The 11,527-nt window shown below is 74.0% G+C and carries 11 protein-coding genes; 1 reads left to right on the forward strand and 10 read right to left on the reverse strand.

All coding sequences use genetic code 11. The features are described from left to right. Window positions 1-24 precede the first annotated feature (24 nt). The 4 genes from ACWGE1_RS21825 to dhaK form a co-directional block, all read right to left on the reverse strand. Entirely contained in the window at window positions 25-345 is a 321-nt protein-coding gene (locus tag ACWGE1_RS21825) for a hypothetical protein (protein WP_453422142.1), read from the reverse strand. Window positions 346-591: 246 nt separating this feature from the next. Next, the gene (locus ACWGE1_RS21830) at window positions 592-1,023 is read right to left on the reverse strand and encodes a PTS-dependent dihydroxyacetone kinase phosphotransferase subunit DhaM (RefSeq protein ID WP_453422143.1); all 432 of its coding nucleotides are present in this window, start codon (window positions 1,021-1,023) and stop codon (window positions 592-594) included. Next, entirely contained in the window at window positions 1,020-1,604 is a 585-nt protein-coding gene (gene dhaL, locus ACWGE1_RS21835) for a dihydroxyacetone kinase subunit DhaL (protein ID WP_453422154.1), read from the reverse strand. Before dhaL ends, ACWGE1_RS21830 begins: the two co-directional genes overlap by 4 nt. An 81-nt stretch (window positions 1,605-1,685) precedes the next feature. Beyond that, window positions 1,686-2,690 carry a dihydroxyacetone kinase subunit DhaK gene (dhaK, locus tag ACWGE1_RS21840; protein ID WP_453422144.1) on the reverse strand — a complete coding sequence of 335 codons (1,005 nt, stop codon included), beginning with the start codon at window positions 2,688-2,690 and terminating at the stop codon, window positions 1,686-1,688. A 116-nt stretch (window positions 2,691-2,806) separates the two neighbouring features. On the opposite strand from dhaK, the gene ACWGE1_RS21845 reads away from it, so the two are divergent. Beyond that, complete coding sequence (locus tag ACWGE1_RS21845; RefSeq protein ID WP_453422145.1) at window positions 2,807-4,747, forward strand: hypothetical protein; 1,941 nt, start codon at window positions 2,807-2,809, stop codon at window positions 4,745-4,747. Between the two features lie 38 nt (window positions 4,748-4,785). Here ACWGE1_RS21845 and ACWGE1_RS21850 read toward each other — a convergent pair whose 3' ends face one another. The 6 genes from ACWGE1_RS21850 to ACWGE1_RS21875 form a co-directional block, all read right to left on the reverse strand. Further along, window positions 4,786-5,223: a hypothetical protein gene (locus ACWGE1_RS21850; RefSeq protein WP_453422146.1), complete on the reverse strand. Its 438-nt coding sequence runs from the start codon at window positions 5,221-5,223 to the stop codon at window positions 4,786-4,788. Between the two features lie 69 nt (window positions 5,224-5,292). Then, window positions 5,293-6,621: a CHAT domain-containing protein gene (locus tag ACWGE1_RS21855; protein ID WP_453422147.1), complete on the reverse strand. Its 1,329-nt coding sequence runs from the start codon at window positions 6,619-6,621 to the stop codon at window positions 5,293-5,295. 56 nt (window positions 6,622-6,677) lie between these two features. Next, on the reverse strand, window positions 6,678-7,262 hold the full coding sequence (thpR, locus tag ACWGE1_RS21860; protein WP_453422148.1) for an RNA 2',3'-cyclic phosphodiesterase: 585 nt from the start codon (window positions 7,260-7,262) through the stop codon (window positions 6,678-6,680). 45 nt (window positions 7,263-7,307) lie between these two features. After that, window positions 7,308-8,564 carry a vWA domain-containing protein gene (locus ACWGE1_RS21865; protein WP_453422149.1) on the reverse strand — a complete coding sequence of 419 codons (1,257 nt, stop codon included), beginning with the start codon at window positions 8,562-8,564 and terminating at the stop codon, window positions 7,308-7,310. Then, entirely contained in the window at window positions 8,561-9,850 is a 1,290-nt protein-coding gene (locus tag ACWGE1_RS21870) for an AAA family ATPase (protein ID WP_453422150.1), read from the reverse strand. The genes ACWGE1_RS21865 and ACWGE1_RS21870 overlap by 4 nt, the downstream gene beginning before the upstream one ends. 81 nt (window positions 9,851-9,931) lie before the next feature. Next, window positions 9,932-11,353 carry a hypothetical protein gene (locus tag ACWGE1_RS21875; RefSeq protein ID WP_453422151.1) on the reverse strand — a complete coding sequence of 474 codons (1,422 nt, stop codon included), beginning with the start codon at window positions 11,351-11,353 and terminating at the stop codon, window positions 9,932-9,934. Window positions 11,354-11,527 lie beyond the last annotated feature (174 nt).

The raw sequence follows: 11,527 nt of genomic DNA on the forward strand, positions 1-11,527 counted from the left end.
CCCTGAGGGCTGTCGTGCGGCCTGCTAATAGGACCGCGTGATGATCCCGCCGGTCTTTACGGAAGTCTGCGGCGGGCAGGCGATGAAAGAAGGGCGTCCGTCGTTCTTCCAGGCTTCCGAATGGACAATGATGAGACGCCTGTCCTCCCAGACCTCGCAAATGGCGGATGCCTTGTAGTGTCCGCCGTTGCTCTTACTGCATTGGGCCACCCAGCCGCCACCGATCGGAGACAGGTGGTTGGTGCACCCGCTCGGCCATCCCGTGGAGGCCGCAGTGGCCATGCCCTGGAGCCCGATGAATGCCATCGCCGTGCCGGCGAGCAGTGTCGTGTACAGCAGCTTCATTTTTCCTCCCCTGTTGGATCCCGACGGTTCCATATCCAAAAGGGGCGGGCAAGCGTGATGGTTCTATTCTGAGGTTCGCTTGAGCATTACACCGCCGAAGGTGGCATCGAGAGAATTGAAGGACTTAATTCCGGCAGGGTTGGCTGAATGATTGGCCGAATTTCCCGGGGGGTGAAAGCCGGTCGCGCGGTGGCTGAATTTGTGCGGCCGCGGCCGCGGACCGGCTGTGTGCCTCCGTGTCCGGGCTCAGGTCTTGCGGTACGTGTACGCCTCCGCGGCGGCCGACTCGACCGCAGGCAGGAGGGCTCCTGTGGAGGCGGTCACCACCGCCGCCACCGCACCCTCGACGAACGGCGCGTCCACCAGCCGGGAGCCCGGAGGCAGTTCGTCCTCCATCAGCAGGGCCTTGACCGTCAGTACCGAGCTCCCCAGGTCGGCCAGCAGGGCCACCCCGGCGCCCCGGTCCACCTCCCGGGCGGCCGCGACGATGCGCTCCACGCTCGTGCCGAGCCCGCCGAGAGCCGTACCACCCGCTGCCGCCACCGGGGCCACGGGGCCGCCCGCCGCCAGCTCGCGCGCCAGTTCCGCCACGGCCTCCGCGACCCGCGCGCTGTGCGACACCAGCACGATGCCGACCAGGGCCGGGCCGGATCCGGGATCCGGGTGTCCGCCGGTCACCGGCCGTCCTCCGGTTCCGCCGCGTCCGCCAGCGCCCCCAGCAGCAGCGCCGACGAGGTCGCCCCGGGATCCTGGTGGCCGATGCTCCGCTCGCCCAGATAGCTGGCCCGCCCCTTGCGCGCCTGCATCGGCACCGTCGCCAGCGCCCCGCTCTCCGCCGCGATCCCGGCCGCCCGGTACGACGTACTCAGCGCGGCCACCCCCGGCACCAGCGCGTCGAGCATCGTCTTGTCGCCCGGAGCCGCCCCGCCCAGCTGCGCCACCGCACCCACCCCCTCGGACAGCGCCTCGCGCAGCTCCTCGTCGGAGACCTCGGCCGCCTCCCCGAGCGCCTTGCCCGTGCGCCGCAGCAGCGTCCCGTACAGCGGTCCCGAGGCTCCGCCGACGGTCGAGATCAGCGTCCGGCCTGCGAGCTGGAGCACCGCGCCCGGCGCCGCCGCCACCGGCTCCGCCTCCAGGGCGGTGCGCACGGCAGTGAAGCCGCGCAGCAGATTGCTCCCGTGATCGGCGTCCCCGATGGGGGAGTCGAGCTCCGTCAGCCGGTCGGCCTCCCGCTCCACCGCGGCCGCGGCGGCCGCCATCCAGCGCCGGAAGAAGTCTGCGTCACGCACCGGATCTCCTCGCCTCGCACCCGTCTGGCCGGTCCCACCGACACCATACGTTCAGCGGCCCCAGCGCAGCGCCGCGGTCTGGACGGGCGCGTCCCACAACCGCAGCAGTTCCTCGTCGGCCCGGCACAGCGTCACCGAACACCCCGCCATGTCCAGCGACGTGACGTAGTTTCCGACGAGCGCCCGCGCCACCGGCACGCCCCGCTCGGCCAGCACCCGCGCCACCTCCGCGTGGAACCCGTACAGCTCCAGGAGCGGGGTCGCTCCCATCCCGTTGACCAGCGCCAGCACCGGCCCGTCGGCGGGGCCGATCTGTGCCAGCTCCTCCAGCACGGCGCCCACCGCGACCTCCGCGATCTCCCTCGCCGACATCATCGGACGCCGCTCCCGGCCCGGTTCGCCGTGGATGCCGATGCCCAACTCCAGCTCGCCGTCCGGGAGGTCGAAGGTCGGGCTGCCCTTCGCGGGAGTGGTGCAGGCGCTCAGCGCCACCCCGAAGCTCCGAGAGGAACCGTCGACCCGCCGGGCGAGCGCGGCGACCCGCTCCAGCGGCGCCCCCTCCTCCGCGGCCGCCCCGGCGATCTTCTCGACGAACAGGGTGGCCCCGGTGCCGCGCCGCCCGGCGGTGTACAGGCTGTCGGTCACCGCGACGTCGTCGTCGACCAGGACGCGCTCGATCCGCAGGCCGTCCTCCTCGGCGAGCTCGGCGGCCATCTCGAAGTTCAGCACGTCCCCGGTGTAGTTCTTGACGACGAACAGCACCCCCTGGCCGGAGTCCACGGCCGCTGCCGCCCGCAGCATCTGGTCGGGTACCGGCGAGGTGAACACCTCACCCGGACACGCGGCCGACAGCATCCCGTACCCCACGAACCCGGCATGCAGCGGCTCGTGCCCGGACCCGCCCCCGGACACCACCCCGACCCGCCCGCCGGCCCGCGCGTCCCGCCGTACGACGACCCGCCGCTCCACGTCGACGTCCAGCTCGGGATGGGCTGCCGCCATCCCCCGCAGGGCATCGGCGACCACGGTCTGCGGACTGTTGATCAGCATCCTCATGCCACTCCATCCGGTCGTACGGCGGGTGTTCGGCTCGGGCTGGGCCACCGACGGGGCCGCGCGGTGGTCCGTCCGTCGTTACGATACGAGGCCGGGCGACTCACGTGGAGGAAGCCGTGACGGGAACGCGACCGGGACCGGCCGGTGCCGGGGGCGGCTCGGCGGCGGAGCTGACGGCGCTGATCCTGGGCCGGGTGAGCGGGGCTTCGGAGGAAAGGCCGGCCGGCGTGCTCGACCCCGAGGCCCTGGACCTCGGACAACGCCTCTGGGCGGAGGTGGGCGGCGGGCACCGGGACGTGCCCGCGGAGGCCGTGGCGGCGCTCGGGGTCCTGCACTGGCTGCGCTACCTGTACCTGCCGCACGACAGCGACACCAACGACCTCGAGACGGCCCTGCACTTCTTCGGCAAGATCGCTGCGGTCGCTCCCGAGGCCCTGCCGGCGAGGGTCCGTTCCCTCCTCGAAGCCACCGAGGCCATGGCGAACAGCCCGGCGGACCTGATGCGCCGGGCGACGGAGTTCCTCGAACGGGCCAAGGAGAGCGACGACTTCGCCCCGGCCGAGACCGCGGTCGACATCATCCGGCGGGCCCGGACCTGGGTGCCGCGCGGACACCCAGCCCGGCCGGCGGTCCAGGAGCACCTGGCGATCGCGCTGTACTACCGGTACGAACGCACCGGCCGCGCGGCGGACATCCAGGCCGCCGTCGATGCGGCGCGCGACTCGGTCGCGGGCGGCGGCGAGGCGGGCGGCGACCTCCGTTCGGCGCGTTCTCACCTCGGCGTGGCCCTCGACGCGCGCTACCAGCACACCGGGGACCTCGCGGATCTCCACGAGTCGATGGAACTGGGGCGTGCGGTCGTCGCCGCATGCCAGGAGAACGATCCGTCGCTGCCCATGTTCCTGTCGAACCTGTGCGGCAGGGCCTGTGTCCTGTACCGGGTCACGGGCCGGCCCGCACTCCTCGACGAGGCGATCGACGCGGGGCGTCGCGCGGCGGCCGGAACGGCAGGCCCGGGGCCGTCGCGCTCGCTCTCGGCGCTGGGCAACCTGGCGGCCGCGCTCCGCGCCCGGTTCACCCTCTTCCACCGGACGGCGGACCTCGACGAGGCGGTGGCGACGACCGGCCGTGCCGTACTCGCCTGCCCGCCGGGTCACCCCGACCGCCGCACCCATCTCGCGAACCACGTGGACCTGTTGTCCCTGCGGTCCGGCCCGGGCGACCTGGACGAGGCGATCACCACGGGCCGGCTGCTGCTGGACCTCGTCCCCGCGGGCCACCCGGGCCGGCCGCAGGCCGCGGCCAACGTCGGCCTCGCGCTGCGCGCGAGGTACACGCGGGACCGGGACCGGCGCGATCTGGACGAGGGCGTGGCGCTCGAACACGCGGCGTACGAAGCCGTCGACCGCGGTCACCCCCGGTGGGCGGGACTCTGCGCCAACCGGGCGATGGGAGCCCTCGAGCAGTTCAGGGCGGGCGGGGAGAACGCCGCTCTGGACGAGGCGTTCTCCTTCGCCCGGGCGGCTCTGGAGGCCACCCACCGGGGCGATCCGTCCCGTGCCTGGCGTACGCAGATCCTGGCACTGCTGCTGGAGACCCGGGCCTCCGGCACGGGCAGCGCCGCCGATTCCGCTGCCGATGCCGCCGAAGCGCTCCGGCTGTGGGACGAGGCCAGCCGGGTCGTCGTCGCCCCGGTACGGACCCGGGTCCAGTCCGCGGTGCGCGGCGGAGAGTGGGCCGTGGGGGCGGGTTCGGACATGGACGGCGCGCTCGGCTGCTACACCCGGGCGGTCCAGTTGCTGGACCGGTTGGCCTGGCGCGGTCTGGAGCGCGGGGACCGCGAGACCGCCTTGACCGAGTGGCCGAACCTGACACCGGACGCGGTGGCGACGGCTCTCGCACACGGCAGCGCGGAGACCGCGATCCGGCTCGCCGAACAGGGCCGCGCCGTTCTGTGGTCGCAGCTGCTCGACGGACGCGCGGAACTCGCCGCACTGCGGGAGCACGATCCGTGGCTGGCCGACCGGCTCGCCCGGATCAGCGCGGAGCTGGGCTGAGCCGAGCCGACGCCATGTGGAGCGGGCCGGTCAGCCGGTCACTCGGGTTCCTCCGTCAGCAGCAGGGTCCAGTAGGCGCCGCATCCGACGCGCCCCTCGGGGCGTCCGGGATGCGCGTCCCCGCACGTGCACAGCATCGGTTCGAGGCGGTCTCCGGGCCGGGGCGCGGCCCGCAGGCGCCGGACGACATCGGGGAAGGGACGCAGGCGCATGCCCTGGAGCACGTCGCTCGCCACGGTGGCCTCCAGGGCCGCCCCGCATCTCGGGCAGCTGCCGCGCAGCACCGTCATGCCCTGTCCGTCCTCCTCCAGGGTGAAGAGCGCGGCCGCGAGCGCCGCGTACTCGGGGGTGGTGACCTCCTGGTAGGGCAACTCGACGGATTCCAGGCCGGACGGCGGTTCCGAGCCGGACGGCGGTTCCGGATCCGGTTCCGGCTCGGCCGCGGGTTCCTGGCCGGGTGGGGGCGGGCTGCCCATGGGGCTCCTTGGAGAGAGTGGCGGGTCGAAGGAGGAGGGGAGGGGAGGGGAGGAAGCGGCCTCTCGCGGCTACGGCCCGATGTGTGCGAAGGGCATCCAGGTACTGGGCCGGTCCGGCTCGGCGTCGCGCAGTCTCCGGGTCGCGGTGTGCAGCGCGTGCGCGGAGCGGTCCGGGGAGAAGCGCCCGCCCTCCGTGAGCTCCCCGTAGACCGCGGCGGACACGGCTGCGGCCGACCGGTCGTAGACGTACCACAGGGTGCCGATGACATGCCGGTAGCCGGTGTAGTGGAGCGCCGCGGCCAGGGTGATGACCTCGTCGGTCAGGGTCAGTCCGCCGGCCGCCGTCTTGCACGCGGACAGGAAGGCGAACTCCCCCCGATGGTGTCCGGCGGCGACGTCCTCGACGGTCAGGACCCGATCGCTGAGCAGGAGCCCGCCGCGGGAGGGGTCCGTCAGGTCCTGGTCGCCGTGACAGCTGAAGTGCACCCACGGGTGCCGGGCGAGCCCGGTGCGTACGGACTCCCAGGTGGCGTCCCCGCCCTCCAGCAGGGTGTGGCGGTCCGCGAACAGGGCGGTCAGCAGGTTGCGTTCCTCGTTCACCGCGGGCAGCGGAGGCTCGCCCGGCGTCTCGGCCAGGGCCACGATCAGCATCCGTGGGTCGCCGCGGCCGGGCGCCCGGGCCGGCCCGGACGCCTCCCGGAGCGCGCGCAGCGTCGGTGTGTACGAGGACACGGCCCGGTCGATGACGGTCCGCGGCGGGGCGCCGGCGGGCGCGGGGGAGTGGTGACCGGCGGCGTGCAGCGGCAGCAGGTTGAGCAGCCCGGTGGGGCACCACCACAGCCGCGGGTACGGCTCGCCCGGAGCCGGTGCGTCATGGATCCCGAGCGCCGCCAGGACCGGGCCGGTGATCCGGTCCCACATCCATGCGGCCACGTCCGTCAGTCCCGCCTCCATCGCCAGCCTGGCCAGGTGCAGGCCGCGGCTCGCGGCGGCGTGGCGCAGGTTCACCTCGAGGGAGGGAGCGCTCTCCTCGAACGCCCGCCGGGCGAACGCCAGTTCCCGGACGGCGCTCTCGACGGCCCGCAGCAGCGCCAGATAGTCCTCCGCGCGCCGTTGGACCTCCGTGGAGGTCAGGTCCCCCAGAGGGACGACCCGGACGCCCCGGGGGGTGACGATGACCGCGTCGCACCGCCACCGGCTGATGTTGACCAGGACCACGGGGCCGCCCCGCGCGGCCGGGAGCAGGTCGTCGAGCGCCGGCGGCCGCAGGAAGTCCCGGAAGCCGGGGGTCCCCCGCACCCGTTCCACCAGCTCGTCCCATTCGCGGGCCAGTGCCATGCGCCGCTCGGCCTGTCGGTCGGCCTGCCGTTCGGCCCCGGCCGATGATTCAGCCTCCACCCCGCGGCCCCCTCGCCGTCCGGAAGACCTGTCAGCGTAGCGGCACGATGCCGGTCTCAGGTCCCGCCGTCGAAGGGCCAGGACCGGATGTCGCGGTAGTGGATGGGGCCGGGGCCCCGGCCGGTGTTGCTCCCGACGAGGTGGAGGCGCCGGGCCTCCCACGGGCGGCCGGTGAACGCGTCGAGTCCGGCGGCGGCCTCCACCGCGCTGGTGGTGTCGTGGCGGCGGGAGCGCGCCAGCGTCAGATGGGGGCGCAGCGGCCGGCCGTGGAAGGGGATGCCGCAGTCGGTGACGGCGGCGCGCACGTCGGCGGCGAGCAGGTGCAGTCCTTCGAGGTCCCCGTCGATCCCGGTCCACAGGACCCGCTCGTCGAAGTGCCCGCCGCCGCGCAGCGCGAGCCGCAGGGGCCGGCGGGCCGCGGCGAGGCCGGCGAGCGGCGGCTTCAGGAGGGTGACGGCGGTGACCGGGAGCTCGCCGAGGAAGGCCAGGGTGATGTGCCAGTCCTCGATGCGGTTCCAGCGCATGCGCGGGTACGCGGTGTAGGCGGGCAGCAGCCGCTGCTCCAGCTCTTCCTTCGCGTCGTCGGGCGGGGCGAGCGCTATGAACACGCGGACGGTCGCTGCCTGGGTCTTTTCGTTCACGAGGGTCTTCGTATCCTGTCCGGACGTGTTCCGTCACCTTTGTGTTCAGCGGGCGCCGGGACCGGACCCGATGCTCACCACACGCGCCCACGCGGGCGGCGAGTCCGGCACGTGGTCGGGATCGTTCTCGTCCCACCGGCCGGCCCCTCCCCGGGGGAAGAGGCCCACCACCGTCCGGCACGGCGGTCGGGTGGCCGGCCAGGCCGTCTGGCCGTCGGTCAGGACCACGATCACGTCCGGCCGGGGCCCCGTACTCAGCGCCTTGGCGAAGCCCGTACGCAGGTCCGTGCCCCCGCCGCCCAGCAGTGGGATGCCCTCACCACTGCACAGCGGGTGCACGATCCGGGCCGCCGCGTCGCACGGCACCACGCTGACCATGTCGCTGCGGCCGCCCACGGCCCGGGCGATCGCGGCCACCTCCAGCAGCGCACTGCCCAGCTCGGCATCGCTGACCGAACCGGAAGTGTCGATGACCACGCAGACCCGGGGCGGTCTGCGCCGCAGGCTCGGCAGCACGGCGCCGGGCACCGCGGCCGAGCGCCGGGAGGGCCGGGCGTAGCTGTAGTCCTCGCCCGCGCCCGCACCGGATGCCGCCGACCGGACCGCCGCTCCCAGCAACTCCCGCCAGGGCTGCGGCGGGTGGAAGGCCTCCTCCGCCCACCGCCGCCACCCCGCCGGTGTGCTTCCCGGACGGCCGGTGATCCCCTGCGCCACCCGGAACCGGACGGCGTCCTGCTCCTGCGGGCTGAGGCCGTGCGCGCAGTCCGGGCCCAGGTCCCACTCGCGCTCCAGGCCGTCGGCGCCGCTGCCGCAGTCCAGCCAGACCAGGTCCTGTGTCAGCGGGCCGAGCCCGAACTGGCGCAGGTAGTCCTCCATGAGTTCGCCCGAACGCAGACCCAAGTACTCGGGTGTCACCACCCCTTCGGGCTGCACCAGTCCGTCGCCGTACACGTCGTCGTTGATCTCGCAGTCCGCGGCGATGTTCATCCGCAGCCGTTCCCCCGGGCCGGTCAGTCCGCGTTCCCGGGCCACCCGGTCACCACGCCCGTGGTGGTCGCGCAGAAGGTGGGACACCTCGTGGACCCAGACCCCGGCGAGCTCCTCCACCGGTGTCCGGTCCACGAACCCGGGCGAGACGTAGCAGCGCCAGTGCCGGTCGACGGCCATCGTCGGCACGCTCCGGGATTCCACGGTGTGCAGGGCGAACAGTGCCGTCGCCAGGTAGGGCCGGACGCGGGCGGCGTGCAGCCGGGCCGCGAAGAGCTTCTCGAGGTCCAGCGCGCCCGTCGTGCGCGTGCTCATCGGCCGGCCACCACGGGGTCCCCGGTCCGGGCCTGCGCCCGCTCCGCCGACCGGTCCGCACGCCGGGACAGGGTCACCACTCCGGCGAGCCGCTCGATCGACTCCGGAACGTCCCAGTCCTCCTGCCGAAGCGTGGCGAGCGTGGTCGCGGGGACGACCACCAGGTCGGGTGCGCCGGTTTCCAGCGCCCGGACCAGGAGCGCCCACGCCGCGTCCCAGCGGGACTTGTCCGGGCGCTTGCGGACCGCCGCCACCACGCCGTCGAGCGTGGCCTGGCGCCGGTCTCCCCGCTCGGGCAGGTCGGCGCCCGCCGGGTCGGCGAGCAGCGCCTCGGGGTCCGGGAGGTCCATCCGGTCCAGGCAGGCCAGCAGCTCGAGCCCCGGACCGTCCCCCACGGTGCCCCTGACCAGCATGGAGAGCACTTCCCTGGAGGATCCTGCCGCGTGCGCGAAGGCAAGGAGACGGATCGTCATGTCCCAGCTGCGGGGCGACGGCCACGCACCTCCCCGGCGGGCCTCACTGCTGGGCAGCCGGTGCACGAGTGCCGGGCGGGTGGTGAGGAGCCCACACACCGCACGGCGGGCGTGGTCCACCGCCACCGGCAGCTTCGCGGCGTCCAGGTGCGGCAGCGTCGCCCGGGGCCAGGTCCCGCCGAGCCCGCGGACCACCACGTCGTGGTCGTGGGTCCACTGGAGGTGAACGAACCGGTTGGCCAGGGGCGGGCTCAGTTCCCAGCCGTCGGCCGCAGAGCCCCGCGGGTTGGCGGCGGCCACGATCCGGACCCCGGGCGGCAGTTGCAGCGACCCGATCCGCCGTTCGAGGACGAGCCGGAGCAGGGCGGCCTGGACGGCGGGCGGCGCCGTGGACAGTTCGTCCAGGAACAGCAGGCCGCGCCCGGCCCGTACGAGTCGCACGGCCCAGTCCGGCGGGGCCATCGGGACGCCCTGTTCCGCGGGGTCGTCTCCGACGATGGGCAGGCCGGAGAAGTCGGAGGGCTCGTGCACGCTGGCGATCACCGTGGTCAGCGGCAGGTCCAGGGCTTCGGCGAGCTGTGTCAGGGCGGCGGTCTTGCCGATACCGGGCTCACCCCACAGGAGTACGGGCAGGTCGGCGGCCACGGCCAGGGTGAGGGCCTCCAACTGGTCGTCGGGGCCCGGTTCGGTGGTGGTGTCGCGCAGCAGGGTCAGCAGCGCGTCGGCGACGTCGAGCCGGGCGGGGTGGTCGTGGACCGGGTCCGCGGGGACGTCGCAGGGGGCGGTGGCAGTGAGCGGGGTGTACGAGGGCATGGGCGATCACCTGTGGGGTTCGTGAAAAGTGGATGGCCGACGGGTCCGACACGGGTTCGACGGGTTCGAGGGTTCCTGCGGTCAGCGGGTCTGTGCCTGGCGCGGGTGGAGCCGGTGGTGCCGAGGGCGGCGGTCTCTTTGGCGGGTCCGGCCGGGTCCGGGTCCGGCGAGGCCCGACCGGAACAACCCGTAGGTGACCCGCCGTAGCGCGGCCGCCTCCAGCTCGTCGCGCAGGGATCCGGGGCGCAGCAGGGCGTCGGGGCCGAGCAGCCCTTCCACCACGGCCAGCGCACCGGCGATGTCGCCGTGGTACAGCCGTTCGCGGACCCCGGTGAGGCAGTCCGGTCGACGGTGCGCCGTGTCGACGGCCTGCAGGCAGGGCAGCGGAGTGCCGGTCAGTGCGGCCAGCAGCTCCTCCCGGCGGATCTCGGCCGGATCGTGGTCCAGCGGGACAAGTACCCCGTCGACCAGGCCGATACGGTGCCGGGCTCCCCGGCACTCGACGAGGCGTGGCTGTCCCGCGCGGTCCGCGGCCGTGGACGTACCGGCCTGTGCACGGTCCGGTACCAGCGCCGAGGCGACCAGCGGGTGCAGTCGTTCGACCTCGATCGATCCGCTGCGGAGCAGCTCCAGGTCGGGCAGTGTCCAGGTCGCTGCGTCCGGCAGGACCGGCAGCGCGCCGGCACTGCCGTCGGCCGGAGCCGCCCCGATCCTCAGTACGGGCGGTCCCGGGCCGTCCGTGACCAGGTTCAGGAGAAGCCGCTGCCGGGCCCCCGACCGTACGACGAGGCCGCCGGTGTCCCGCCCCTCGGCGCGGAGCAGGATCCCGGCCTCGGCGGCCCACCGGTCGACGGCGCACCGGTGCCCCTGCGGGAGCGCGCCGAGGAGCTCGGGGTCCGGTGGGGGAGGGCTGTCGCCGGGCGGCAGGTCGGCCCCGGAGCGGACCCGCAGTTCGCCGGTCCTGCGGGCGTCCCACAGGTGGCGGTGCAGGTCGAGGCGGAAGCGCCGGTCGGGACGGGCCCGGCGGCGCGGATCACCCCAGGAGTCGTCCTCGGAGCGGGATCCGTCCCACAGGGCGAGGCTGATCCGCTGACCGCCGTCCGCCCACGCGGGCGGAGTGCGGGCCACCAGGTACACGGGGCGCGGGTCGTCCCGGGCTGCCGTGCCGTCCCGTGCGGCGGTGTCGTACCGGGCCAGGGGGACGGTCAGTCCGGGGCGCAGCAGTCCGTCCGGAGCGATGCGCGGCATGTGCCAGCGCAGCAGGTCAGGAGCGAGATGGCGGAGATCGGCCCGGATCCGGGCGGCGAGGTCGTGGCCGCGCGAGCGCGCCAGGAAACGCAGATTGAAGTCGACATCGATGCCTGCGGCGGCGCACGCGCCGGCCCAGTCGCCGGCGGAGCGGCGGGCGGTCGCAGTCTCGATCATGGACGGTGGCACGGCGTACTCGCGCACGCGGAGCCAGAAGGAAAGGCGGGAATCCTCCAGCACGTTCTGAATGAGCATCAGCGCTCACCTTGCGTGGTGGGGACCCCCAATCCGAGAACAGAGTGAGTAGTCATCCCGATGATCGTATCGCCCGTCACCGGGCGGGGCCAGCGGATTTCCCGTCCGGTTGTCCCGTCCCGTCCCGTGCCGTGAGCGCCTGTGCCCGGGCCCCGCCACCCCCACGAAGGGGTC

This window comes from Streptomyces sp. NPDC054932 (genome assembly GCF_053610205.1).